Origin of the sequence: Mycolicibacter icosiumassiliensis (genome assembly GCF_900078685.2) — a bacterium.
Lineage (GTDB): Bacteria > Actinomycetota > Actinomycetes > Mycobacteriales > Mycobacteriaceae > Mycobacterium > Mycobacterium icosiumassiliensis.
Genome location: NZ_LT546166.1, coordinates 906,286 through 930,713 on the forward strand (window position 1 = coordinate 906,286; position 24,428 = coordinate 930,713).

Annotated in this window: 24 protein-coding genes and 1 pseudogene; 15 read left to right on the forward strand and 10 right to left on the reverse strand. The window is 65.7% G+C overall.

Translation table 11 applies throughout. The features are described 5' to 3' along the window. On the reverse strand, positions 1-1,101 hold a 1,101-nt coding region (locus tag BN4346_RS48040), incomplete at its 3' end, for a PGRS repeat-containing protein (RefSeq protein ID WP_407695053.1). Positions 1,102-1,174: 73 nt separating this feature from the next. Beyond that, positions 1,175-2,506: an outer membrane porin GjpA gene (gene gjpA / locus BN4346_RS27975; RefSeq protein WP_154677549.1), complete on the reverse strand. Its 1,332-nt coding sequence runs from the start codon at positions 2,504-2,506 to the stop codon at positions 1,175-1,177. Positions 2,507-3,095: 589 nt separating this feature from the next. On the opposite strand from gjpA, the gene mymT reads away from it, so the two are divergent. Beyond that, positions 3,096-3,245, forward strand: a complete 150-nt coding sequence (mymT, locus tag BN4346_RS48805) for a copper-binding metallothionein MymT (protein WP_078058470.1) — start codon at positions 3,096-3,098, stop codon at positions 3,243-3,245. Positions 3,246-3,444: 199 nt separating this feature from the next. Here mymT and BN4346_RS27985 read toward each other — a convergent pair whose 3' ends face one another. The 5 genes from BN4346_RS27985 to BN4346_RS28005 are packed head-to-tail and all read right to left on the reverse strand — an operon-like array spanning position 3,445 to position 7,722. Continuing rightward, complete coding sequence (locus BN4346_RS27985) at positions 3,445-3,831, reverse strand: hypothetical protein (RefSeq protein WP_235653543.1); 387 nt, start codon at positions 3,829-3,831, stop codon at positions 3,445-3,447. Positions 3,832-3,842: 11 nt separating this feature from the next. Then, positions 3,843-5,519 carry a putative alpha/beta hydrolase gene (locus BN4346_RS27990; protein WP_067968912.1) on the reverse strand — a complete coding sequence of 559 codons (1,677 nt, stop codon included), beginning with the start codon at positions 5,517-5,519 and terminating at the stop codon, positions 3,843-3,845. A 59-nt stretch (positions 5,520-5,578) separates the two neighbouring features. Beyond that, a complete protein-coding gene (locus tag BN4346_RS27995; protein ID WP_067968915.1) occupies positions 5,579-6,088 on the reverse strand; it encodes a TIGR04338 family metallohydrolase in 510 nt (169 codons plus the stop codon). Continuing rightward, positions 6,085-6,837: a DUF2786 domain-containing protein gene (locus tag BN4346_RS28000; RefSeq protein ID WP_067968919.1), complete on the reverse strand. Its 753-nt coding sequence runs from the start codon at positions 6,835-6,837 to the stop codon at positions 6,085-6,087. The genes BN4346_RS27995 and BN4346_RS28000 overlap by 4 nt, the downstream gene beginning before the upstream one ends. A gap of 45 nt (positions 6,838-6,882) precedes the next feature. Next, positions 6,883-7,722, reverse strand: a complete 840-nt coding sequence (locus BN4346_RS28005) for an alpha/beta hydrolase (RefSeq protein ID WP_096867465.1) — start codon at positions 7,720-7,722, stop codon at positions 6,883-6,885. 48 nt (positions 7,723-7,770) lie between these two features. Here BN4346_RS28005 and BN4346_RS28010 point away from each other — a divergent pair, with 48 nt between their 5' ends. The 4 genes from BN4346_RS28010 to BN4346_RS28025 all read left to right on the forward strand — a co-directional run bounded on the left by BN4346_RS28010 (position 7,771) and on the right by BN4346_RS28025 (position 11,694). Then, the gene (locus tag BN4346_RS28010) at positions 7,771-8,514 is read left to right on the forward strand and encodes a glucose 1-dehydrogenase (RefSeq protein WP_067968922.1); all 744 of its coding nucleotides are present in this window, start codon (positions 7,771-7,773) and stop codon (positions 8,512-8,514) included. A gap of 68 nt (positions 8,515-8,582) precedes the next feature. Beyond that, positions 8,583-9,707, forward strand: a complete 1,125-nt coding sequence (locus tag BN4346_RS28015) for an NDMA-dependent alcohol dehydrogenase (RefSeq protein WP_067968924.1) — start codon at positions 8,583-8,585, stop codon at positions 9,705-9,707. Between the two features lie 51 nt (positions 9,708-9,758). Further along, entirely contained in the window at positions 9,759-10,481 is a 723-nt protein-coding gene (locus BN4346_RS28020; protein ID WP_067968927.1) for a pirin family protein, read from the forward strand. A 124-nt stretch (positions 10,482-10,605) separates the two neighbouring features. Further along, complete coding sequence (locus BN4346_RS28025) at positions 10,606-11,694, forward strand: phosphodiester glycosidase family protein (protein ID WP_067968930.1); 1,089 nt, start codon at positions 10,606-10,608, stop codon at positions 11,692-11,694. A gap of 30 nt (positions 11,695-11,724) precedes the next feature. Here BN4346_RS28025 and BN4346_RS28030 read toward each other — a convergent pair whose 3' ends face one another. Both BN4346_RS28030 and BN4346_RS28035 read right to left on the reverse strand, forming a co-directional pair. Continuing rightward, positions 11,725-12,348 carry an Mce protein gene (locus BN4346_RS28030; protein ID WP_067968932.1) on the reverse strand — a complete coding sequence of 208 codons (624 nt, stop codon included), beginning with the start codon at positions 12,346-12,348 and terminating at the stop codon, positions 11,725-11,727. 83 nt (positions 12,349-12,431) lie between these two features. Further along, positions 12,432-13,079 (reverse strand): hypothetical protein, encoded by a 648-nt coding sequence (locus BN4346_RS28035; RefSeq protein ID WP_067968935.1) that lies wholly within the window; start codon positions 13,077-13,079, stop codon positions 12,432-12,434. A 324-nt stretch (positions 13,080-13,403) separates the two neighbouring features. On the opposite strand from BN4346_RS28035, the gene BN4346_RS28040 reads away from it, so the two are divergent. From BN4346_RS28040 to BN4346_RS28085, 10 genes and pseudogenes are all read left to right on the forward strand, one after another. Continuing rightward, positions 13,404-14,258, forward strand: a complete 855-nt coding sequence (locus BN4346_RS28040; RefSeq protein WP_067968938.1) for an MlaE family ABC transporter permease — start codon at positions 13,404-13,406, stop codon at positions 14,256-14,258. Between the two features lies 1 nt (position 14,259). Then, the gene (locus tag BN4346_RS28045) at positions 14,260-15,117 is read left to right on the forward strand and encodes an ABC transporter permease (RefSeq protein WP_067968941.1); all 858 of its coding nucleotides are present in this window, start codon (positions 14,260-14,262) and stop codon (positions 15,115-15,117) included. Between the two features lies 1 nt (position 15,118). Beyond that, positions 15,119-16,474, forward strand: coding sequence for an MlaD family protein (locus BN4346_RS28050; protein WP_067969910.1), 1,356 nt, complete (start codon positions 15,119-15,121; stop codon positions 16,472-16,474). Then, positions 16,471-17,550 (forward strand): MCE family protein, encoded by a 1,080-nt coding sequence (locus BN4346_RS28055; protein WP_067968944.1) that lies wholly within the window; start codon positions 16,471-16,473, stop codon positions 17,548-17,550. Before BN4346_RS28050 ends, BN4346_RS28055 begins: the two co-directional genes overlap by 4 nt. After that, positions 17,543-18,592 (forward strand): MCE family protein, encoded by a 1,050-nt coding sequence (locus BN4346_RS28060; protein ID WP_067968947.1) that lies wholly within the window; start codon positions 17,543-17,545, stop codon positions 18,590-18,592. The genes BN4346_RS28055 and BN4346_RS28060 overlap by 8 nt, the downstream gene beginning before the upstream one ends. Further along, positions 18,589-19,785, forward strand: coding sequence for an MCE family protein (locus tag BN4346_RS28065; protein ID WP_096867466.1), 1,197 nt, complete (start codon positions 18,589-18,591; stop codon positions 19,783-19,785). The genes BN4346_RS28060 and BN4346_RS28065 overlap by 4 nt, the downstream gene beginning before the upstream one ends. A gap of 38 nt (positions 19,786-19,823) precedes the next feature. Continuing rightward, a pseudogene (locus BN4346_RS28070) lies at positions 19,824-21,035 on the forward strand (MCE family protein). Next, on the forward strand, positions 21,032-22,282 hold the full coding sequence (locus tag BN4346_RS28075; protein WP_067968950.1) for an MlaD family protein: 1,251 nt from the start codon (positions 21,032-21,034) through the stop codon (positions 22,280-22,282). Before BN4346_RS28070 ends, BN4346_RS28075 begins: the two are co-directional and overlap by 4 nt. Before the next feature lie 19 nt (positions 22,283-22,301). Then, complete coding sequence (locus BN4346_RS28080; RefSeq protein WP_067968953.1) at positions 22,302-22,916, forward strand: YfgM family protein; 615 nt, start codon at positions 22,302-22,304, stop codon at positions 22,914-22,916. Between the two features lie 10 nt (positions 22,917-22,926). Further along, the gene (locus tag BN4346_RS28085; protein ID WP_067968958.1) at positions 22,927-23,721 is read left to right on the forward strand and encodes a mannan-binding family protein; all 795 of its coding nucleotides are present in this window, start codon (positions 22,927-22,929) and stop codon (positions 23,719-23,721) included. Between the two features lie 24 nt (positions 23,722-23,745). On the opposite strand, the gene BN4346_RS28090 is transcribed toward BN4346_RS28085, so the two are convergent. Then, on the reverse strand, positions 23,746-24,414 hold the full coding sequence (locus BN4346_RS28090) for a YoaK family protein (RefSeq protein ID WP_067968961.1): 669 nt from the start codon (positions 24,412-24,414) through the stop codon (positions 23,746-23,748). Positions 24,415-24,428: the final 14 nt, after the last annotated feature.

Sequence of the window (24,428 nt, forward strand, 5' to 3'; positions counted from 1 at the left end):
GGCGTGGTTGAAGGTGTTGAAGAAGTTGGAGCCCGCAGCGCCGCCGGCACCGCCATTGCCGGCGTTGCCGGCCAGCGCCCCGGTGCCGCCATTGAGGTGGGCCGCGATACCATCACTGACACCCGTCGCACCGTTGCCCCCGTTACCGCCGTCACCGCCATTACCGCCGGTGCCGCCGTCGCCGATGAAGAATCCACTGCGGCCCCCCGCCCCACCGACACCGGCCGCACTGCCAAACACACCCGCGCCGTTGCCGCCATTGGCGAAGGTGCCATCGGCACCGGCGACGCCGTTGCCCCCGGCCCCGCCAGCGCCGCCGTTGCCGAACAGCCAGCCCGCCGCATCACCACCGGCACCGCCCGCGCCGGCCCTCGCCGCCCCGGCGTGGGCAGCTTCGCCACCGGCGCCGCCGTCACCACCATTGCCCATAATGGTGCCGCCGGTTCCACCGTGGCCTGCTGCCGGACCAATCGTGGTCACACTGACGCCAGCGTCACCGCCGGCACCACCGTTACCGAACAAGCCGGCCGCTCCACCGTCACCGCCGGCCACACCGGGATCGGCGCTGGCGTCGTAGCCCGCCCCGCCGTCACCGAACCACAAGCCGCCATCGCCACCGTTGGGATCCGTGGCGGTACCGGCGGTTCCATTACCGATCAGATAGACACCGGCGAACTGGTTGATGGCGTTGTCGACGGATTCACCGAATGAGGAGTTGATCCACGCCTCCATACCGGTGTGCATCGGGGTGTAGATCCACTGATCGACGAACTGCGCCATGTTGAACGTGGAGGCCGCGGCGAGAGGATCCAGCACCGAGGACACCGAGGCCGCACTATCACCGGTGAACGAGGCGTCCAACGTCTGCACCCAGCTGCTCACCTCGGCCCCCAGACTGGGATCAATGTTGGACAGTGAGTCGATGATCGGATCCAACATCACATCGAGCTCATCGGCGTTAGCTCCTGGGGCGCCGGTCAACGGGGCTACGCCAAAGGCGAGGAACGCGCCCACCGCGCTGGTGGCACCCATTACCGGCGTAGCGCGCAGTGGGTTTGTCTTGCTGGGGCGGCCCTGTCGGCCGCTGCTGGAATGACTCATCGGGGAAAACCTTCCTAAAAGAACCGGGCTGAAAGAGCTGGGGAAACGTGCCAGTGGACGCGAGTGGGGCGGATCAGAACCAGGACGCAACGTCTGGGAATAGGGCAGACAACCCCGTGGCCGTAGCATCCGCGGTGGCCGCCGCACTGGAACTGTCGCCGAACAAATCATCGAGAATTGTCGGGATAGTGAAGCCCGCCAACGGCACCCCTACATCCAGAGTTACGGGGGGGCTTGCATTCCCGCCAGCACTAAGAGCTAAGCCCGAGCCGACGGTCGCGGTCGGGTCGGACCATCCCGAACCCAGCAGCCCGCTAAGGGTCTGAGACAGCGCCTCCCACGCCCCAATGGGCCCGATCGGTTGACTGTTGAGGGTCAGGGTGCCGACGGAGGGAACACCGGTGAACTGCAGGCCGACGCTGTTGAACAGCGAACCGCCCACCGCGGGAACGTCATTGCTACCCGACACGTAATTGGCTACCTGCACACTGCCGGTGCTCAGCAACCCACCAAAGGAAATATCGAGCTCCGTCATGGTCATCCCCGGCGGGAACTCCGAGCCGATCAGACTGTTGATCGTCGGCAACAACGAATCGAGGTTCAGGTCGGCGCCGTTGAAGAAGGCGCCGGTCATATTGGCCAGGGTGGTGTTGAAGCCATCGCCGTCGGTGATGCTGTTCGACAACGCCACCCACGGGGCGATCATCGGACCCAACGCCCCCATCACGATGGCGCTCTCCGGGGAACCCAGCCAGTTGATGATCGGCTCAATCAGCCCGGCCTCACTGGCCGGCAGGTAGCCCGGAATCTCCCCGAACATCAGGGCGTGATTCCCGATCATGGTGTGCTGCAGCACCATCGACCCGATGCTGCCCGGAGTCCATCCACTGCCCTCGGTGAAACCCCCGAGGCTCGTACCCTGCAGGCCGATGCCGGTCAATACGTTGTCCAGGTTCGTCTGGATCTGCTGCATCACGCTGGCCAGGGTGCTGCTGGTGGGGTCGTTGGTGAATTCGTTCCACAGGTTGGACTGGTTGGCCAGCGCCTGCTGCCACCCCACCCCGGGAGCCAAATAGAAATTCTGAATCAGCGTCGAGGCGTTCTGCGCCGCGGTGTTGTACTGATCGAGCCACGGGGCCGCCAGACCTGACTCGCCGGAGGCCAGGGCTACCTCACGAAGAGTGGCCGACCCAGGCACCTGCCCCACACTCGGAGGCGCAAACACGACAAAGCCGGCGCCCACAAGGACGGCACCGGCGGTCGCGAAGGAGCGAAGGCTAGTTAAGCCTAGAGACGCCCCCCCCCCCCGCTGGATCGCGACAGCGCGCGAGTGCGCGTCGGTGGTGTGCTGAGAAGCCATGGAAGAGGTCCCTTCGCTGTGGTGAGTGGATACGTCAAATGTCATGGAGGCCGGCTGCACAATGCCTCCTTGGATGGGTTTCGGCTCAGGCAAATTCAAGGTGTAGGCAAGTAAACGTGAGGACTCCCAGTTTTTCGATCACCTCGGCTGAATTCGCGTCATTTCTGGGCAGTACCGGCAACCCTCAGCAGAAAGCGATACCGCTGTTCAATGTGGTTTTTATGCCTGTCTGGCGAACAGTTCTGGACACCCTTGGTCGTTCATTGAGAAAAGATTTAGAGGGCCCGCCCAAGATTCCCGGGTGATGATGGATTTAGTTCGCCGAAATGCTGCTATTCTGTCTTGAACAGCGTTTTTATCAAATTTCACGTTTGCTATCACCGCGTCGCGGCCCCGCCCGATGAGGCCACGCTCGCCGCACCCGACGCGAGCAAAATACCGACTGATTGAAACAAATACGTCGGTTGATTCCTAAGCGATACACACCGTCTTCACCGGTGAACGCTGGCGGGGGATCTTCAGCCATCCGGCCCCCTGCCCACGCCGAACCGACCCTTTACCCCATACCCCTATGGGGTATATAGTCAAGAAACACCGCGGCGTCTGCCGCGGATGACAGAGGAAGGTGCGACACATGGCTAACGACGAGGATGGGACCCTACTGACGTGCGGCCACGACGGCTGTGGATGCCGCGTCCGTATCGAGACTGCGTGCCACTGCCCCGGTGCAGACGTGAGCTACCGCTGCACCTGCGGCGACGAACTGGTAGCCGTCAACAGCTGACAACAGACGGCGCCGGTGACGCACAACCTCGACCGTTGTGCGTCACCGGCGCCTGCTCTTGGTCTACACCACCGAGGACTGTCTAGCCGGCTCGGCACCAAGCGCACTAGGTAGGCCAGCGTCGCAGTCGATCTCACCTCATCAACAGCACGTTGGCCGGCACGCCTGCAGTCACATCGCCTGCCGAGACCACTTAAGGCTAATGGGGACGACGCCCAGACAATAGTGCAGTATGTGCCGGCCTGAAATGGATCTCGAAAAGATCCTTCAACCAGGCCATGATCTCGTTATCGTCGGCATCCATTCCCGGGGTCGTCAACTGGTCGTCCGTATCACTGAGCCACAGCATAAATTGCCAAGCCTTCGATTGGTTGACTAAGCCGAACTCATTCGGCGCATCGAGCGGCGCCAGCATGAAGTTGAAACCACCGTTCCGCGCCGACCAGTAGACCTGCAACTTGCAGTCGGAACCACGGTAGAACGTCGCCCACGCTCGACGATCTCCATATGTCAGGTCATCTTGTACTTCATCGATCTCCAAACCCGCGCAGGACAACGCGGGGCCCAGGAACTGGTCCAGCTCCATTGGCTTCATGGTCAGTTATCTCCTTCGTACAACCACGCATTACCGTATTGTTGATAGCCATACCGAGAAGCGTTTTCCTTCATGAAATTTATCTCAGCAGCGGAGAACGACAACCTGTCTACCCTCGCCAGTTTCTCAACGCTTTCGAAGCCCTCAGGCATTAAATATTCAATCCGCGGCACGCCTTCTTCCATCTGAGCGCGGAGAAACTGTTCGTTTACCTGCCAAGCCAAGTCTCGCTGCTGTGTTTCACTAAATCCATTGGTCAGCGCGTTCCAGGTTCGGTCGCCCGTATCGAAGTAGATGCCACCCTGGCCTCTGGCCTCGCCGATGTAGCCACTGTCCTGGCCGTCGAACCTGCCCAGCACAACGCGGCCCGGGTTGTCGCCCACGTAGTGGGTAGACATATCAGCGACTTCCTCGCTCAAGCCTGCCGTCGGGCCTCCGTGCCTGCTCGCATAGTTGAGGTCCATGGCCGAGTATTCCGCCCACGGATGGTAGGTAGCCGGCACGTCGAATCCGACCTCTGCATAGGACGAAACCACCGGGCCGGTGTCGAGTACACCGCGGCCGATCTCACCCATCCCCGCCCGAATTTCCGCCCCCTCCGCACCGAACGGCACGGTGACGGCGGCGGCACTGACATCGAAAGCCTTCTCGCCCAGAAAATAGGCGGGGCTCGGCGCGTTCAGGGCGTCCTTGACTTGGCCGACACCCGCACCGACCGGGTCGATGACGGTGTCGCCAAGCCCCTTGGCCAGGCCACCCCACGATTCCAGGACACCAGGGGCGCCCGGTCCGCCCTGTCCGAGCAGGTTCTTGACGGCCGCTTCGGTGGATCGCCAACGGTCCCCGAACGCATCACCAAACCCCAGCGGCGCCCGCCGCTGCGACTCGGGGGTAACGTAACGCGGCAACGGCTGCTGCGCCTGCACCACCGCCGCGTTGATCCGCGCTTCAATCTGATCCGGCGGGACGCCGTCGTTGGCCATGACCTGCCGAGCCAAGACCTTGAAGCTCTCCACGTCCGCGGGGTTCAACGGCGATGGCGCGGCGCCGGCATCGAAGCTGCGCGCCACGACATCGGGCTCATAGCCGTCCTGGACCCGCAGGTTGGTCAACGCCGCCTGCAGAGACTTGCTATAGGCGCTGCGGATCTGAACAACGTTGGAAAGCACCGTCCGCGTATCGGCTGTCGCGCCGGCCCAACACTTTTCGATCAGGGCGTCGACATCGTCGCCGTGCAGCTGGTACCCCAAATAGTGGGTGTTGTAGTCGGCCAGATACTCGTCGTAGCCCCGCAGATTGGCGTTGAGCGCCTCGATCTGCTTTCCGCAGCTCTGCCGGGCCTGGGCTAGGGCGGCGGCGATGCTCTCCAAGTCGGCCGCGATCTGGCCGAGTTGGGCGTTGGTGGCGTGCAGGCTCTCTTTGACCCGTTGCACTTCGGCGCCGTTGTTGATCGGCTGCGCACCGTTCTCCCGGTTGTACTGCTCGAAGTGCTGTTGGGCGGTGCGGAAGGTCGCCTCGGCCGCGGTGGACGAGCCGGCCGCCGAATGAAACGCCTGCGCCAGGAAGTTGATCTGGGTGGGGCTGCCGGCCTGCACGCTGTCATCAATAGCCCACGGGTCACCGCCCGCGGCGGCAACAAGCTCACCGAACCCCAGATACTGCAGGCTCGGACGACTCACGGCGCACCCGCGCTACTCGCCATCGTCAGATCATGACCGACACCGCACCGCAGCGCACGTCACCGCACACCCTCCTTGGCGAACACCACCCGCAGCACATATCCCAACTCCGGGCCCATCACCATTTCGGCCAGTTCGCAGAACGTCGCGACGAATTCCGGCCCGTGCGGCGGCCGCGTGTCACACAGGTGGTGTGCAATCTCATGCAGCACCACCAGTTCTCGCAGCGCCCAGTCCACGCCGCGCTGATCTGGTACGGCGATAACGCCCGCCGCACCGAGCTTTTCGTAGTGTGCCGCGGTGGTGCCGCGACGTGCGCGCACGGTCAGCTCGGCAGAATCCGGCCACCGAGCCTGCACCGTCGACAGCGCCAGGACGTCCTCGACATAGCGTCGGACGGCGGCTACCGAACCGAAGCGGGCCTCGGGCGGCAACGTCAGCGCGGTGCCGAAGAACTCCACACTGCGCCTGCCGGTCTCGCCGGCGCGGTCGAACAAGGTGCGGACGAAGACCTCCGCGGCGTAGACCTTGGCGCGCTGACCGTCGCGCTCTGAGGCGCCTTCACTCAATGTTCCAGCGCGGACCGCGCCACCGACAGCTCCGCATTGTCGCCCAGCCGGGCTTTGCGCCCGGCGCGATCCCCGGCTCGTCGTGCCGCCGACGAATACCCCGCCGACGCACTGGTGGCCCGCCAGGTACCCCGCGCCTTGGAGGTACCACGGTAGAAGTCGCGTAGTTCGAGTTCCTTGTTGCGCAACGCAATCGCGGTTCCGGGCGGCCTGCTCCGATCCTGCTCGGCATCCCGTCGGGTCTCGTCGCGGGCTTCGGACAGCCGCTGGCCGACGCGCGCGCCGAAGGCCAGATGGAAGTTCAGCCGGGCGGTGATGGTGGGGGTGGGGCGGTGCTCGCCGGTGGCGATATAGGCGTCCGAGGCCCGGACCATCTGCACGACCAGGCTGGCGTAGAGGGCGTGGGTGGCGTCGATGTCCTCGGCGAACCCGTAGGCGTAGACGTAGGTCGAATTGGTCGCCACGTCGCAGCGCACGTCGTTGGCCGCGGCGATCCCCACAAACAGCTGCACATAGGTGCGCAGTCCCCGGGCGCCGGGCTCGCCGATGGTGATGGTCCGCTGCACCGGCGCGGTGGCCGCGGTCCGGGTGGCGGAGTGTGCCCGGGCCACCGCCAGGTCGATGGAGGTCGCGGTGGCCAGCCGTTGCGCCGCCGCCATGAACGCGTCGGCTTCGTGGGCGTTGTCGGTGCCCTCGGCCTGGCGCAACAGGGCGGCGATCCGCGCCAACATCTTGTCGTCGGTGCTCATGGCCGCCACGCTAACCGACGTCGGCGACACCGCGCCGACCGCGACTCACAGGTGCGCGTCGATCCAGCCCACCACGTCGTCGAGCACCTGCGCACGCTCAGGCTCGTTGAATACCTCGTGATAGAGCCCCGGATACACGGTCAGCTGCACGTCGTTCGAACCGACGCACTCCACCAGCCGCGCGCTGCCTTCGGGGGGCACCAGACCGTCGTCGCCGCCGTGCACCACCAGCAACGGCACCGTGAGGGCCTGCGCCCGCGTCGGCATGGTCTCGCCGACCTTGATCAGCGCCCGCGCCACCCCGGCCGGCACCCGGCCGTGGTGCACCAGTGGATCCTCGTTGTAGGCGGCCACCACCGCCGGGTCGCGCGAGACCAGGGCACTGTCGAGTTTCTCCACCGGCAGGCTCGGCGCGATGGCCCCGACCGCTTTGGCGACGAACGCCAACCCCGGCGACACCGTGTCGGTCATGGCCACCGCGGGCCCGGACAGCACCATCAGCTGGTAGTCGTCGGGGCGGTCGACGCCGTAGCTGAACACGATCGCCCCGCCCATGCTGTGCCCCAGCACTATGCGCGGCAGCCCGGGGTGCTCGCGGGCAGCGATACCGGCCAGCGTGTGGAAGTCCCCGGTGTACTCCGACATATCCCGGCACAGCACGCGCTTGCCGCCCGAGCGCCCGTGTCCGCGGTGGTCCAGCGCGTAGGTCACCAACCCGGCCGTACCGAACCGCTGCGCGACGTGGTCGTAGCGACGGGCGTGCTCACCGAAGCCGTGCGAGAGCACCACCACGGCGCGCGGCGGTACGTCCGGCGTCCAGGTGTCGTAGACGATCGAAACCCCTCGCACGCCTTCAAAGGTTCGCTCGGTGCGGGTCACAGCCATCAGGGCAGCGTAACGGGCAAAGCGCCCGCCCAGGTAACCTCGCCAGCCATGGGACGAGTCGAAGGCAAAACTGCGCTGATCAGCGGCGGGGCGCGGGGCATGGGCGCGGCACACACCCGGGCGCTGGCCGCCGAGGGCGCCAAGATCGTGATCGCTGACGTCTTGGAGGACGAGGGCAGCAAACTCGCCGACGAGCTGGGGGCCGACACCGCCCGGTTCGTCCGCCTCGACGTCACCCAAGCCGACCAATGGCAAGCGGCCGTGGCGACCGCGGTCGAGGCGTTCGGCAGCCTCAATGTCTTGGTGAACAACGCCGGGATCGCCAAGTACAACACCATCGAGAACTTCGACGCGGCCGCCTGGCAGCAGGTTCTCGACGTCAACCTGACCGGAACCATGCTGGGCATGCACGCCGCCGTCGCCCCGATGAAGGCCGCCGGCGGCGGCTCCATCATCAACATCTCCTCGGTCGAAGGGATGCGTGGCACCGCCGGCCTGTACGGCTACGTCGCGTCGAAGTGGGGGGTGCGCGGGCTGGCCAAGGCCGCCGCCGTGGAGCTGGCACCGCACAACATCCGGATCAACAGCGTGCTGCCCGGGCTGATCCGCACCCGGATGACGATCGCGGTCCCCGACGACTCGCTGCAGATTCCGCTGGGCCGGGGCGCCAAGTCGGCGGAGGTGTCCACCGCAGTGGTTTTCCTGGCCTCCGACGAGTCCTCCTACATGACCGGGTCCGATCTGGTGATCGACGGAGGCTTGTCCGTGGGCATCCCGCACAAGACCAGCTAGGACAGCATTCTTCCAGCTAAGAGCACCCGTCGGGGCAGATTCTGAAACGTGTTCTATGATGGCCGGTCATGAAGACCAAGGGCGCATTGTTGTGGGAGCTGAACTCGCCGTGGCGGGTCGACGAGATCGAGCTGGGCGACCCGGTTGAAGGCGAAGTCCAGGTCCGGATGCACGCCGCGGGGATGTGCCACTCCGACTATCACCTGACCACCGGGGCCACTCCGATGGCCCTGCCGGCGCTGGGCGGCCACGAGGGCGCCGGCGTCATCACCAAGGTCGGCAAGGGCGTCACCGGCCTGGAAGAGGGCGACCACGTCGTGATGGCCTTCATCCCGGCCTGCGGCAACTGTCCGCCGTGTATGAAGGGCTTCCGCTCGCTGTGTGACCGCGGGGCCGTGCTGCTGGGCGGCAAGGCCATCGCCGACGGCACCAACCGGATCCACGCCGGTTCGCATGAGGTCTCGGCGATGAACCTGCTCGGCACGTTCTCGCCCTACATGACCGTGCACCAGGACTCGGTGGTGAAGATCGACAAGGACGTGCCGTTTGAGACTGCGGCCATCATGGGCTGCGCGGTGCCGACCGGGTTCGGTTCGGCCACCAACGTCGCCGAGGTCAAGCCCGGCGAGACCGTGATCATCATCGGTGTCGGCGGTATCGGCATGAGCGCCCTGCAGGGTGCGGTGCTCTCCGGTGCCCGCCGCGTCATCGCGATCGACCCGGTGCCCTTCAAGCGCGACCAGGCCGTCAAGTTCGGCGCAACCCACGTCTACCCGTCGATGGCCGAGGCGATCATGCCGGTCATGGAGGAGACCTGGGGCCTGATGGCCGACAAGGTGATCATCGCCGTGGGCGACATGAAGGGCGAATACATCGAAGAAGCGCTGATCCTGACCGCCAAGACCGGAACCTGCGTGGTCACCGGCATGGGCTCGATGGTCGACGCGGACGTCAAGTTGAACCTGTTCCTGTTCACCATGTTGCAGAAGACGTTGAAGGGCAACATCTTCGGCGGTGGCAGCTCGCACATCGAGACGCCCAAGCTGGTGGGCCTGTACAAGTCCGGGCTGCTCAAGATCGACGAGATGATCACCACGACGTACAAGCTCGAGGACATCAACACCGGCTACCAGGACATGGTCGACGGCAAGAACATCCGCGGCGTCATCACCTACGACGAGTCGGACTGGTAGGCGGTCGCGACCAGCGGAACCAGCCGCACCGGCGCGCTAACCTTGGACGTCATGACCGGCATGCTCGACGTGCGACGGGCTGATGACCGCGCGATCACCCGTGCGCCGTGGCTGAACTCGCGGCATTCGTTCTCGTTCAACGATTACTACGACCCGGACAACACCCATCACGGCTTGCTGCTGGTCAACAACGATGACGTCGTCGCGCCGGCCGCCGGCTTTGATACCCACCCCCACCGCGACGCCGAGATCGTCACCTGGGTGCTGTCCGGCGCGTTGCACCATCGCGATTCGATCGGCAACGCAGGGGTCATTCATCCCGGTCTGGCACAAAGGATGTCGGCGGGCACTGGGATTCTGCATTCGGAGAAGAACGAATCCGACAGTGAGCCAGTGCATTTCGTGCAGATGTGGATCATGCCAGATGCACCGGGTCGCACTCCCGGCTACCAGCAGCAGGACATCGGTGCCGCACTGGCGGGCGGCGGGCTCATCACCGTCGCCTCGGGCAGTGACCCCGACGCCGCGATCAGCATCGGCAATGCGGGTGCCACGCTGTACGCCGCGCGACTGCAGCCGGGAGACAACGTCGTACTGCCAGATGCGCCGTATGCCCACCTGTTCGTCGCGGTCGGCCATGTCGATCTGGAGGGTGCCGGCGAATTGGGAACCGGTGACGCGGTCCGCTTCACCGGCGGCGGCGGTCAACGCCTTACCTCGTCCGCCCAGTCGGAGATCCTGATCTGGGAGATGCACAGCCGACTCGGCGGCTGATCACTGACCATAACCAATCTGCCACCGACGCAGCACAATCCGGTCACGCAGGTTGTTCCTGTGATTTCTGTGGCTACTCTGGGAATTCGGTGTCTCCCCCAGTCCGGAGCCGAAGGGACAAACAGTGTTGACCCCAGTGGCTTTCGCGCGCCGCCTGGCGGCGGGCTGCGCCGCGGTGCTGCTCTGCGTAACCCTGGCGATCGGCCCGGGCCAGCCGACCGCACGTGCCGCCGCCCAAGACCAATTGGCCGCCGCGATCGCGCGGACCCCAGGCTCGTACCTGGTGTACAACTTCGGCGGCGGGCATCCCGCGCCGATGCTCAACGCCGCCGGCGACTGGTACGAGATGTCCGGCGGTGGGCATCTGGTGGTACTCAAGTCGGCGTCACAGCGCATCGAGCCGCACCTGCTGGTCGACAGCCATAGCGGCTCTCAGGGCCGCTGCGAACGCGATCCGCGAGCCCGCACCAGCGAAGGACTGATGCAGGCCTCCGAGCTCTATACCCCGCTGCAGGCCTGGCAGGCACTGGGTCGGCCGACGGTGGCGATCAACGCCAACTTCTTCGACATCCGCGGCCAGCGAGGCGGATCCTGGCGGACCACCAAGTGCAGTTCACCCCTGGGCGCCTACGTCGACAACACCCGGGGCAACGGCCGGGCCAACGTCGCGGTCACCGGCACCGTCCCCTACGCCGGCAAGCAAGGACTGTCCGGCGGCAACGAGCACTGGTCGACGCTGACCACGATGATCCTGCCGACTCGCGGCGCACCATATGTGTTGTGGCCGCGCGGCGGTCGCGACGGTGGCGACTACGACTCGGCCGGGCCGACGGTCACCGGCCTGGTGGAACGCGGGGACCGGTTCGTCGCGGTGAGCGGACTGGGATTGCTGGCCCCGGGCGTCACCGGGCAACTCAACGACGGCGGGCCGAGCGCGGCACGCACCGCCGTGGGCTATTCGCGAGCCAAAGACGAGCTGTACGTATTTCAGGGCGGCCACTACACACCCGACAACATGCAGGATCTGTTCCGCGGACTGGGCAGCGACCACGCCATACTCCTCGACGGCGGTTCGTCGTCGGCGGTCGTACTGCGCCGCGACGCCGGCGGCATGTGGACCGGTGCCGGAGTGCCACGCGGATCCTGTGACACCGCACAGGTGCTGTGCGACGCGCACGAACGCGGGCTGCCCAGCTGGCTCGGATTCAACTAGGCGCGCCAGCCGGGCACGGCGAGCCATCGCTTAGGGCATCTCAACCTTGGCGGCCAGCCACCGGCCCTTCACCTTCTCCATGGTGATCACGATGCGGCTGCGGTCGATCTGCGCCTGGGGGGCAGTCTTGTTGCTCACCGACTGATCGACGAACAGCAGCACCTCGACCTTGTTCTTGGTGGCGGACTTGACCGCCGAGTCGATGACGGTGCCGTGCGCGGATGCCTTGTTGTCGATCAGCAGTTGACGCAGCTGTTCACTGGACGCGCTGTAGACGTCCTTGAATTCGCCGGTGGCTCCGTCGAGGATTTCGGCGAAGTTCTTGTCGATCGCGGTGGGGTCCACACTGGTGAGCACCAGGGTGTACTTCTGGGCTGCCTCGAGTGCCTCCGCGGCGGCCACCGTGCGCTGGTGGTGGGCGTAGAGCAGCCAGCCCTCGTAAGTCGCCCCGATCAGGCCCAGCGCCAGGACCGCCGCGGCGATCCAGCGGCGGTTCGGTTTCAGACCGCGGATGCGTTCCGTGGGGCTGTCGGCCTCATCGGCGATCTCAACCGGATCCGCGGCGGACTCGGTGGACTCGGTGGCCTCGGTTTCGCCGGCTTCGTCCGCCGGCTCGACGTGGTCGGCCGCTTGCTCGTCCTCACGGTCCGACACCTGAACTACCTCTCGTGGTCCGCTGCTGGGGCCGTTCGGCCGCAACGCCCCCCGAACCTACCCCAACCCGCGCCGGCGGGTTTTTAGGTGCAGGCCCCGGAATCCCGTAAGGCGTTGGCCCATCCGGCCGCGGAGTCGATGTGGGGGCGCGTGAACCCTGCCGGCTGCTTTTTGCGCATGCTGTCGGCGACGCGGGACAGCTGGAACAGCACGCCGGTCAGCTGCTCCCCGCCGTAGATCGGCGAGTAGGGGCCGAAGTTGTCGGGGGTGTTGCGGATGGTCAGCGGCTGTAGCCGTGGCCCCAAGAAGCCGGTCGCTCGGTCGATGTTGGCCAGCACCGCATCAGCCTGCGGCTGCACGCTCGGGTAGACGTCGTGGTGGTCTGCAAGGTTGCGGTTGACGGCGTTGATCTGTCCCAGCAGTGGGTCGAACTGCGCATTGAACCACTGGCACGAATCGGACATGCCGCCGATCATCTCGGGCGTCACTTGATAGGTGAAGGTGCTGTACGGCCAGATGTCCATGCGCGGCGACCAGTCGCTGGGCGCGGGGGTGAACCCCGGAAGCGCCGGAGGTTGATCCGGGACGGCGAGGGCGGGACCTGGTGCCAGCACTCCGGCGACCGCCATCGCAGCCGCGACTGTGCCAGCGATCCGGGTCCACCCTGCCCGCTTCGGCACCTTCCCGATTTCCTTCCACGCGTCGCGCTTGTCCCGGTCGAGTATCGCCATCGAAGCCCGCTCGAGGACCCCAAAACCACGAAAATGCTTGCTACTGGCCGGTAACCCATCCATAACCGGAGTCATGTTGCCTGAAGCACCCTTGGCGGGGCATTGTGTCCGACATCATGTCCGGATGAAAGGTCGCGGCGAGACCCCATGAGCTCCTCCCCATCGGCAGCCATGCGTATCCTTTCCATCTACCCACCAGTTGGTCCGAGAAGTTCCGAACCCTACCGCGAAGTAAGAACTCCTGACTATGGTGACCGCCATGGATCATCGGCCGTACCCGCGATCGGCAACCTACGGTGATCTCACGACCACGATCGGCGACCGATGACCACCCAGGATGATCGCGCTCCGCTCGACGGCGTGGCCGCCATCCAGGACTGGACCGCCGGTTACGTCAACCGCCACCCGCTGGCCTCGCTGACCACAGTCGGCGAGCAGTGCGTACTGGCGGTGCGCACCGTGCAGTACTTCTTCTCCGACCTGCTCAGTGGCCGATTCCAATGGGGCGAGTTCGTCCGGCAGAGCGCCTTCATGGCCAACACCGCTGTGCTGCCGACGGTCCTGGTGGCATTGCCGATCGGAGTCACGCTCTCCATTCAGTTCGCACTGCTGGCCAACCAGGTCGGCGCCACCTCGCTGGCGGGCGCGGCGGCCGGGCTGGCCGTCATCCGACAGGCCGCCTCGTTGGTGGCAGCCATGCTGATGGCCGCCGCAGTCGGGTCGGCGATCACCGCGGACCTGGGCTCGCGAACCATGCGCGAGGAGACCGACGCCATGGAGGTGATGGGCGTCTCGGTGATCCGTCGGCTGGTGGTCCCCCGCTTCGCCGCGGCCATCATGATCGGCGTAGCGCTGACCGGAATCACCTGCTTCGTAGGCTTTTTGGCCAGCTACCTGTTCAACGTGTACTTCCAGAAGGGCGCGCCCGGCAGCTTCGTGGCCACCTTCTCCTCGTTCGCCACCACCGGCGACATGATCGTCGCGCTGATCAAGGCCGTGGTCTACGGCGCGATCGTCGCGGTGGTGTCCTGCCAGAAGGGTCTGTCCACCCGCGGTGGTCCGGCCGGCGTGGCGAACTCGGTGAACGCTTCGGTGGTCGAGTCGATCCTTGTGCTGATGATCGTCAACGTCGGCATCAGCGAGCTTTACAACGTGCTCTACCCACGGACGGGGCTGTGAGATGACTGCCTCCACCTATGTCCCGGCGTTCGCGCGCCCGCTGCTACGCGCCTACCGGATGGTGTCGGCGCCGACCATCCGCTTGGGACACATGCTGGTGTTCTTCGGCCGCGCCGCGGCCGGCGTCCCCACCGTGTTTCGGCACTACCGCAAGGAGTTTCTGCGGCTACTCTCCGACATCGCCTGGGGCAACGGCTCCATCGTGGTGGGTGGCGGCACCGCCGGGGTGGCCATCGTCCTGGGCTTCACCGCCGGCGCGCTGGTGGCGATCGAGGGCTACAACTTTCTGAATCTGCTGGGACTGGGGCCGGCCACCGGCATCATCTCCTCACTGGTCAACACCCGTGAGCTTGCGCCGATCATGGCCTCAATGGCGTTTGCGATGCAGGCCGGTTGCCGCTTCACCGCGCAGCTCGGCGCCATGCGAATCGCCGAGGAGATCGACGCCCTCGATTCGATCGCGATCCGGCCCATTCCGTTCCTGGTGACCACGCGACTGCTGGCCGCGACCATCGCGGTAATCCCGTTGTACGTGGCGTGTCTGGCCATCACCTACCTGACCTGCCAGCTGGTCACCGGCATCATCGGCGGCGGCTCGATCGGCCCGTACATGCATTACTTCACGATGATGCTCAGCGGCAAAGACATCGTCTACTCCGTGCTCAAGTGCGTCGTGTTCGTGTGGTTGGCCTCCACCGTGCAGTGCTACTACGGCTTCTATGCCTCCGGCGGTCCCGAGGGGGTCGGCGTCGCCGCGGGCCGGGCCATGCGCGCCAGCATCACGATCGTGATCATGGTCAACATGCTGCTGACCATGGCGCTGTGGAGCATCGACGCCGGCGCAAGGTTCGGTGGCTGACGTGAGCAATTCGCTAGACACCGACGGCCGCGGACCGTCCGAACAACAGCTGCTGGGCGCGGGGATCGCGGTGTTGCTGGTGATCGCGCTGACCACCGCGGCCCTGCTGGCCAAGTCCACCGGCATGCTCAACTCCTACGTGCGGGTGGTCGCCGACCTGATCAACGTCGGCGACGGGCTGCCCGCCCAGTCCGACGTCAAGTACCACGGGCTGCTGGTCGGCAGCGTCACCGACGTGATCCCGGCCGCCTACGGCAAGCCCAACTACGTCCACATCAACCTCAAACCCGGCTACGCCAAGGACATCCCGAGCTCGGTGACGGCCCGCGTGGTGCCGTCCAACGTCTTCGCGGTCTCGTCGATTCAACTGGTCGACTCCGGTAACGGTGGCCCCACCATCCGCGACGGCAGTCACATCGCCGAGAACGGTGAGCTGTCCACGGTGATCTTCCAGACCACCGTGTCCAAACTGCGCGACATCCTGGCCGCCACCGGCCGCGGCCGCGAAGACCACAGCCTGGGCATCCTGGCCGCCGTCGGGGCAGCCACCGACAATCGGCGCGTGAAGTTGCTCAACACGGGTGCGCAGATGTCTCGCCTGCTCGATCAGCTCAACGGCATCGTCGCCACCGAGCCCGGGCCGTCGACGGTCTCGGCCCTGCTCGATGCCACCCACGGCCTGCAGTCCACCGCTCCCGAACTCGTCGACGCGCTGCACCAGGCCGTCGAACCGATGCGTGCGTTCGCCCAGAAGCGCGCCGAGCTGGCGTCGTTGGTCTCCGGTGGTCAGCACACCGTGGGGGTGGCCCGCGAAGCCCTTGACAACCACATCGATCAGCTGATCCAGATCACCCACGACCTCACACCCGTCATCGGGGTCCTGGCCAACAACGCCGACAAGTACGTCCCGATCTTCACCCGGGTCAATCGGCTCTCCGACAAGTTCTTCGACCAGCTCTACGATCCCAAGTTGATCACCAGGAACATGCGGGCCAACCTGTCCTTCACGCCGCTGCACACCTACACCCGGGCGGACTGCCCGCAGTACGGCGAGGTCAAGGGACCGAGCTGCTTCACCGCGCCGATGATCTCGGTACGCCCCGACCTGCCCGAAACACTGCTGCCGCAGAACTACCACTTCCCCGCCGGCCTCGAGCCGCCGGTCGGATCCGCCGCCTTCGGCGGCAACGTCGGACCGGTCGGCAGCCAGGCCGAGCGCAACCAGCTCGGCCTGATCATCGGGCAACGCGAACCGGCGTCGGTGGCGACACAGTTGCTGCTCGGCCCGGTCGCGCGGGGCAACTCCGTATCTTGGGCGGCCCCGGCCGCGCCCGCCAACACGGGAGGGCACAAGTGAGATTCCGCGGAACCCTGATCGGTCTCTGCCTCTTCATGGTCGTTTCGACGGTGCTGACCTGGCTGGTCTATGCCACGCTGCGCCGCGATGTGGCCGGCGCCACCACGCCGTACGCCGCCATCTTCACCGACGTGTACGGCTTGCGCGAGGGCGACGATGTCCGGATGGCCGGCGTTCGGGTGGGCCGGGTGGAGAAGGTCACCCTGGACGGGAAACTGGCGAAAGTCTCGTTCATCGTGCAAAGCGACCAGAAGCTGTACGGCAACACCGTCGCTTCGGTGACCTACCAGAACATCATCGGCCAGCGTTATCTCGGGCTGTCGCTGGGCACACTCGGGAGCACTGAACAGCTGCCCCGCGGCAGCGTGATCAGTGTGGAGCACACCGAACCGTCCTTCGACGTCGGTGCCCTGCTCAACGGCTTCAAACCCTTGATGTCGCTGCTGGACCCCAAGCAGGCCGACGATCTGACCAAGGGCGTGCTGGAGTCACTGTCGGGCGACCAGGCGTCCATCACGGCGCTGGTGGATCAGTCGTCCACCCTGACGGCGACGCTGGCCGGGCGCGACGAGGTGCTGGGGGACCTCATCACCAGCCTGAACAGGCTCACCGGCACCATAGCCGGACAGAACGATCAGCTGGATCACGCCCTGACCCAGGCCCGCCGAGCGGTTGCCGACCTGGACTCACGTCGCCCGGCGTTGCAGTCCTCGGTCGGTTCCCTGGCCCAGACGACGCGGCAGCTCGCCCGGATCGCCGATGAGGTCTTCCCATCCTTCGAAGAGATGATCAATCGGGAGCCTGGATTTACCAAGCACATGGCCGGTATCGAACCGCAGCTGGCCTTCACCGGTGCCAACCTGCCGTTGCTGCTCAAGGGTCTGGGCCGGGCATTCGGAGATGGGGCCTACGGCAACGCCTACCTCTGCGACCTCAACGCCACCGGATTCTTTCCCGGCCTCAACGACGTCACCACGATCATCGTCAACGCCGCGACCCCTGGCAATGCCCGCCCGATAACCCGGGAGAACCTGGCCTGGCACTCTCCCCGATGCAGGAACACCGTCGATGGATAGCGTCAAGAAGTTCTTCCGCGAGTGGCACACTCGGCCGCTGGAGTCCTATAACACCACTTGGATGGGGTTCGGGGCATTGGCCGTGGTAGCCGTCGTGGTGGCCGCGGCATTGTTCGTCAAGGTCATCGGTTTCGGCTACACCCGCTACACCGCGGAGTTCGCCCAGGCCGCTGCGCTGGCCCCCGGCAACCCGATCATGGTCGCCGGTATCGAGGTGGGCCGGGTGACGAGTATGCGACTCGCCGGGGACCACGTGGTGGCCGGCCTGACCGTGCGCAACGACGTCCCGATGGGCAAGGACACCCGGGCCAAGATTCAGGTGATGACGATCCTTGGGTCGCGGTATCTGAAACTGGAACCCGACGGCCCCGGCTCGCTGCCCGGCAAGCGGATCACCCTCGCCCACACCGAGGTGCCCTACTCCCTCGAGTCGCTGCTCGAGGACGCCACCACCACGTTCGACCAGGTTGACTCCGACCAGTTCGGGCAGTCCCTGGCCGTGCTCGGCCAGCAACTGAGCGGACTGCCGCCGGTAGTTCCGCAAGCCATGGCCAACCTGCACGCGCTGTCGAAGATCACCGCCGATCGACGCGATCAGCTGGGCACCCTGCTCGCCAGCACCCAGCGGGTGGCCAACACCCTGCGCAACCAGCAGACCAGCCTGGGAAACCTGGTCGATCAAGGCCAGGACTTCCTCGGGGAACTGGTAGCACGGCAGAACACCTTCCACGCGATGCTGGCCGCGTTGACCAGCCTGGTGGGCCAACTCAACAACGTCGTGGTCAACGACCGGTCGATGCTCGACGACATGTTGGTCAACCTGCGGGCGCTCTCGGACATGCTCGGCCAACACGACGATCTGCTGCGCAGCCTGATCCAGTCGTCGCCGCCGCCGTTGCGAGGGATCACCAACGCCACCGGTTACGGGCCGGGTATCGAGTTCTTCGCCGGCAACGGCATCGCGGTCGACTCCTGGATGTGCGCTATCAGCGGCCGCGCCAAGCAGTTCGGCATGATCGAGTACTTCAAGGACTGCAAATGAGCGCGCCACCGACCACGGCAGCAGACGACCCGATCGAAGAGTCGGCCGACACCGACACCACGACCCGGCAGGTAGCTACCCAAAAGAATCGTCGTGGCGTGAAGACGCTGGTGACAACGCTGGTCGCCGGTGCACTGATCGTCGCCGCGGTAGCCGCCTCGCAGTTCAACCTTTTCGGCGGGCACATCACCGTCACCGCCCAGTTCGACAGCGCCGCAGGCCTTTACGAAGGCAACGTGGTGGCGGTGCTCGGCATGCCGGTGGGCAAGGTCAAGAAGGTCACGCCCAAGGGCGAGTACGTCGAGGCTGAGTTCACCGTCGACCGCGGGGTGAAGATCCCGGCCGACGTCAATGCCGTGACCATCAACACCTCGATCCTCACCGCGCGCCAGATCGAGCTGACCCCGGCGTATTCGGGCGGCCCGGTGTTGGCCGACCGCACCACGATCGGGCTGAACCGCACCCGGACACCGGTGGCCTTCGATCGCGTGCTGGACATGCTCGACAAAGTCTCCAAGTCGCTGGGCGGCGACGGCAAGGGCAATGGGCCGGTGGCCGACGTGATCAACGCCGGAGCCGACATCGCCGACGGCAACGGCGAGAAGATCAAATCGGCGCTGAGCGAACTGTCCCGGGCGCTGCGACTCAGCGCCGATCGTGGCGAGGCAACCGGCGATCAGCTGACCTCGATCATCACCAACCTCAGTTCGCTGATGGACGCGGCGGCCCGCAATGACGCGAAGTTACGTCAATTCGGCTCCACCACACGCCAGTTGAGTCAGATGCTTGCCAACGAGGACTTCGGTACCGGGCGCACCGGCCGCAAGTTCAACGAGATCGTCACGCAGGCAACGTCGTTGCTGCAGGCCAATCGGGACAACCTCAAGGCGAGCATCCTCAACGGCGACACCGCCGTGACCACCCTGGTGGACAAGCAGCGCGACCTGGCCGAGCTCATCAACCTGCTGCCGCTGACCATGGAAAACCTCTACAACGCGGTCGACACCAACAACGGGGCGGTCCGCCTGCACGCCCTGGTCGACAAGATTCTGATCGACAGCCAAAGCACCAAGGAACTCTGCAACATGATGCACCTGCGGCAATTAGGCTGCGGCACTGGCACCTTGGCCGACTACGGTCCAGACTTCGGCCTCACCTATGTCCTGGACGGCCTTTCGATGATGGGACAGTAGACGTGACATCACCATCGCGACGGGCACCGCGGACAGCCATGTCGCTGCTGTGCAGTGCGGTCATCGCCTCGTCGGCAGCGGGCTGCGGCACCAGCGGCCTGGACAGCCTGCCGCTGCCGGCGCCCGGGATCGGCAGTGGGGGATATTTGATCACCGCGGTGTTCGCCAACGCACTCAACCTGCCCGGCCACGCCAAGGTGAAGCTCTCCGGTGCCGACGTCGGCCAGATGGAATCGATGGTCGCCCGCAACTACACCGCCGTCACCACGCTGCGCATCATGGACGGTGTCCGGATTCCGTTGGGCAGCACCGCTGAATTGCGGTCGGCCACGCCGCTCGGTGACGTATTCGTGGCGATCAAGCCGCCGGCCTCCGTCGACCCTTCGGCACCACTGCTCAAGGGCGGCGACTTCATCGGGCTGGAATCCACCACTTCGGCCGCCACCGTGGAGTCCGTGCTGAGTTCGGCGGCGCTGCTGGTGAACGGCGGTGCCGTGCAGAACTTCACCAACATCGTCAACGGCGCCGGGAAGGCGACCGGCGACCAGGGCAAAGCGTTCGGAAAGCTGATCAACCAGTCCAACGATCTGCTGGCCAAACTCAACGCCCGTTCCGGCCAGATCGAGACGGCCCTGCGCGAGACCAGCCGGCTCGCCGACCAACTCGATTCCCGCAGCGCCGCACTCACCGACGTGCTCAACGCAGCGGGGCCGGCAACCGACACCCTGGTGGACAACACCAGCCAGATCGCCGATCTGGTCGAGCAATTGGGTGCCACCAGCCGACAGCTGGCCCGGTTCCCGTCGATTGCCGGGACCGACGATTCCGGGCACAGCTTCATCAAGGACGCCAACGTACTGGCCGGTGCGTGGAATGACGTCGCCACCGACCCGAGCACCAGCCTGTTCGCCCTGAACCGGATGATGGCCCCATTCATCAAGATGATGCCCAACGGCGGCGCATCGGTGCACGCCAGCATCGACCGCCTGGTGTGGGGGTCGATGCCCGACGCCGGGTTCAAGGGCGACCCGGTGTTCCACGGCCCCAAGCGCTACGACTGGGCCAAGCTGGCGGGCTCGATCAAGTACACGCTGTAGCGGCTGCAGGAACGCGTGGTCGGTCGCGGCCCGGACTCCGACATGGGGCAGGCACCGTGGATGGTGGTCGGTCCGCCGATACCTCCGATGCCGTCTGAGGCCGACGCGGCAGCTGCCGAGCCCGGCCCGCCGAGTCCGGGGCCGACACCGTGATCGACGCACTGAGTCGCCACATCGTGGCCCTGGTCCGGGCCGGCTACCGGCGGAAGAACCTGCTGTCCAGCCTCGCGTTGGCGATGACCTTGGTGGTCGCGGTCGCCTATCTGCTGGTGGGCGCGCTGCGGGTCAACCCGACGCGATCGACCTACCAGATCACGATCGCGCTGCCCGACTCCGGTGGACTGCTTACCAATCAGGATGTGTCGGTACGCGGCGTGCCGGTGGGCCGGATCGAGTCACTGCGCATCACACCGGCGGGCGTCGACGCGGTCGTCAATATCGACTCGACGGTAAAGATTCCGGCCGCCAGCGCGGTACGGGTCTCCGGCCTGTCGGCCGCCGGCGAGCAGTACATCGACTTCGAGCCCCTGTCGGCCTCCGGACCGTTTCTGTCCGCCGGCAGTGTGGTCTCACGCGACCGCGCGACCACCCCGATTCCGATGGCACAGTTGCTCGCCGACGCGGACGGCATGCTGGCACAGACCGATACGCGCAAACTCGAACTGATCAAGAAGGAACTCAGCCTGTCCGACGAGGGCCCGCAGAAGCTCACCGATATCGTCGACGGCGGCTCCTTCCTGCTGGCCACCCTCGATTCGGTACTGCCGGAGACGGTGAGCCTGCTGAAATCCAGCCGAGTGGTCCTGACCATGCTCAGTGACGTCAACAACGGCTTGGCCGCGACGTCGGACAACCTCGACAAGGTGCTCAAAGGCGTGAACCCGATGATCGGCGGCTACCACCGGCTGGTCGACCAGGCGCCCGGAATGCTGTCATCGGTCGACGGGCTGTTCGACGACAACTCCGACACCATGGTCGGACTGCTCGGCAACCTCGTCACCGCGGCTCAGCTGCTCTACGTCCGGACCCCGGCCCTCAACGCGTTGTTCCCCAACTACCGAGGCTCGACGATGGAGGCCATCGGGACAGCCATCCGCGAGGACGGGCTCTGGGCAACCGTCGACATCTACCCGCGCTACACCTGCGACTACGGCACGCCACGTCGTCCCCCGTCGGCCGCGGACTACCCTGAACCCTTCCTGTACGGCTACTGCCGCGACACCGATCAGTCGGTGCTGGTCCGGGGCGCCGCAAATGCCCCACGGCCGCCGGGAGACGACACCGCGGGCCCGCCTCCCGGCGCCGACCTTTCGGCGACCACCGACCCGACGCCCAAGGGCCGCTACACCATTCCGACCCCGTACGGCGGCCCGCCGCTGTTGATCGAACCGCCTCGTTAATGCTCAAGGAGATGTTGCGGTGAGCACCGCCGATGAACCGACCACCGAGTCCGCCCCCGAGGACGTGGAATCCACTGCGGCTGAGCCGGAATCGAAGGCCGTCGAGGAGACAGACAACGCCACCCCGGCGGAGACGGCCGCAGCACCGCCGCCCAAGCGTCGGGTCCCCTGGCCGACCGTGGCAGTCGCGTCCACGTATCTCGCAGTGTTCGGGTTGGTCGTCGGCCTGGGATGGGTGCTGTGGCAACAACATCGGGTTGCCGCAGCGGAAACAGCAGGACGCCAAGCGGCGGTGGACTATGCCCAGGTGTTGACCAGTATCGACGCCAACAAGGTCGACGATGATTTCGCCACGGTGCTCAACGGTGCGACCGGAGAGTTCAAGGACACCTATACCAAGGCCAGCGTGCAACTGCGGCAGCTGCTGATCGACAACAAGGCGACTGCACACGGCACGGTGGTGGAGTCGGCCGTGCAGTCCGGCTCCAAGGACACCGTTGTGGTGCTGTTGATGGTCGACCAGACGATCACCAACACCACGCGTCCCGACCCGCGGGTAGACCGCACCCGGATGAAGATGACGATGCAGAATGTCGACGGCCGGTGGCTGGCGAGCAAAGTCGAATTGCCTTAGGAGGCTGGCTATGTGGGCGACCCGGCTATCGACGGGCATGCTCGCCGCGACACTTGCGGTGGCTACGGTGCCCGGGGCACCGGTCGCCGGCGCTTCAGCGCCGTCGTTCTGCAGCGGGCTGGGCGGCAGCTGGGACGGGCAGTACTGCACTACCGACGTGCATTCCGAGCGGCTGGCTACCCGCTATATCCGGATGGCGGTGCCCGGGGATCTGGTTGACCACCCGGTCGCCGGGCCCCCGATCCGCGACTACCTGTCGAAGCTGTTCACCAACTGGCGCAGTAAAGGCGCCTCCATGGTCGCCGACAGCTGGGGGAACGAGAACTACGAAACCTTCCAGCACGGCAACGCGTTGACCGCGGTCTTCCACGAGGATTACCACTCCGACGGCCCGTACATCAACAACGCCTACCGGACTTTCACGTTCGATATGGGCGCCGGCGGGCGGCAACTGCAATTGGCCGACATCACCAAGCCTGGGATCGACCCGCTGGCGATGATCCCGCAGCTGGGCGAGCCGTACATCGTGGAGGCGCTGGATCGGGCGTTCTGGGAACACCGACCCGGGGACTACCCCTTCGTCCCGGAGCGCTTCACACCCGACAAGGTCTTCTCCGGCGGCTACCGATCGTGGGCCCTCACCCCCGATGAGCTGATTCTGTACATGCCCGACTACCCGGTCAGCCACGACAGTCCGATCCAGTACAACCAGATGCAGTGGTACATGGATGGCGGCAACGTCCAGGCACACATCCCCCTATCGGCGCTGAGCTCGATCCTGCGCCCGGAGTACGGCGGGTCCTGAGCGGCGCCTCGACATTCAGCGCTGTTAGCCGTACCGGAATAGCGCCAGGCTCACCAGCACCACCACCCCTGCCATGGCGATGACCGGCGCCACCACAATGCGGGTCAGTGTAGCGCCGATGACAGCGCCGATGAGCATCACGAAAACGACGCCGTAACGCAGCTTTTCACGTTCACCAGTCCCACCGGCCAGCCGGCTGTCCACCCCGATACCGACGATCGTCGACGTGAGCACCGTGGTGTAGAGCTCCTGGATGCCGAACTGGCGGGCGGTCGAGTTCTGCACCCCGAACGCGACCGAGAGTCCGGGGATCAACAGCAGCTTGCTGCTGTCGTAATAGCTCAACACACCCAGTCCTGCCAGCGCGGCCAGCACCAGCAGCAGCATCGCCTCGATGCCCAGTGCGATCGTGAGCCAGTGCCGGGGCCGCTGCTCCCCGAAGATCCGAAACAGCCGCCCCCCGATGACCGCGCCGAGAAGGAATCCCCCTACCGCGACGATCGCGGCCGCCAGATCGAAACCGGTCCCCGGCACGAACAGAAATCCCAGAAAGATCGCATTGCCGGTCATATTCGCCACGAACACGCGACCCAACACCAAGACGCTGATGGCGTCGACCAGGCCGGTGGCGAAGGTCAGCAGCAGCAAGGCGACCACGGTGCGCCGCTGCGACAACGGCGACGCGATCGGCATGCTTCCCGCTACCT

What these genes read in the sequence shown, in the direction of transcription:
- gjpA (WP_154677549.1), bottom strand. Translation starts at nt 2,506, where the DNA reads ATGACATTTGACGTATCCACTCACCACAGCGAAGGGACCTCTTCCATG.
- mymT (WP_078058470.1), top strand. Translation starts at nt 3,096, where the DNA reads ATGGCTAACGACGAGGATGGGACCCTACTGACGTGCGGCCACGACGGC.
- BN4346_RS27985 (WP_235653543.1), bottom strand. Translation starts at nt 3,831, where the DNA reads ATGGAGCTGGACCAGTTCCTGGGCCCCGCGTTGTCCTGCGCGGGTTTG.
- BN4346_RS28000 (WP_067968919.1), bottom strand. Translation starts at nt 6,837, where the DNA reads ATGAGCACCGACGACAAGATGTTGGCGCGGATCGCCGCCCTGTTGCGC.
- BN4346_RS28005 (WP_096867465.1), bottom strand. Translation starts at nt 7,722, where the DNA reads ATGGCTGTGACCCGCACCGAGCGAACCTTTGAAGGCGTGCGAGGGGTT.
- BN4346_RS28010 (WP_067968922.1), top strand. Translation starts at nt 7,771, where the DNA reads ATGGGACGAGTCGAAGGCAAAACTGCGCTGATCAGCGGCGGGGCGCGG.
- BN4346_RS28015 (WP_067968924.1), top strand. Translation starts at nt 8,583, where the DNA reads ATGAAGACCAAGGGCGCATTGTTGTGGGAGCTGAACTCGCCGTGGCGG.
- BN4346_RS28020 (WP_067968927.1), top strand. Translation starts at nt 9,759, where the DNA reads ATGACCGGCATGCTCGACGTGCGACGGGCTGATGACCGCGCGATCACC.
- BN4346_RS28035 (WP_067968935.1), bottom strand. Translation starts at nt 13,079, where the DNA reads ATGGCGATACTCGACCGGGACAAGCGCGACGCGTGGAAGGAAATCGGG.
- BN4346_RS28040 (WP_067968938.1), top strand. Translation starts at nt 13,404, where the DNA reads ATGACCACCCAGGATGATCGCGCTCCGCTCGACGGCGTGGCCGCCATC.
- BN4346_RS28045 (WP_067968941.1), top strand. Translation starts at nt 14,260, where the DNA reads ATGACTGCCTCCACCTATGTCCCGGCGTTCGCGCGCCCGCTGCTACGC.
- BN4346_RS28060 (WP_067968947.1), top strand. Translation starts at nt 17,543, where the DNA reads ATGGATAGCGTCAAGAAGTTCTTCCGCGAGTGGCACACTCGGCCGCTG.
- BN4346_RS28065 (WP_096867466.1), top strand. Translation starts at nt 18,589, where the DNA reads ATGAGCGCGCCACCGACCACGGCAGCAGACGACCCGATCGAAGAGTCG.
- BN4346_RS28085 (WP_067968958.1), top strand. Translation starts at nt 22,927, where the DNA reads ATGTGGGCGACCCGGCTATCGACGGGCATGCTCGCCGCGACACTTGCG.
- BN4346_RS28090 (WP_067968961.1), bottom strand. Translation starts at nt 24,414, where the DNA reads ATGCCGATCGCGTCGCCGTTGTCGCAGCGGCGCACCGTGGTCGCCTTG.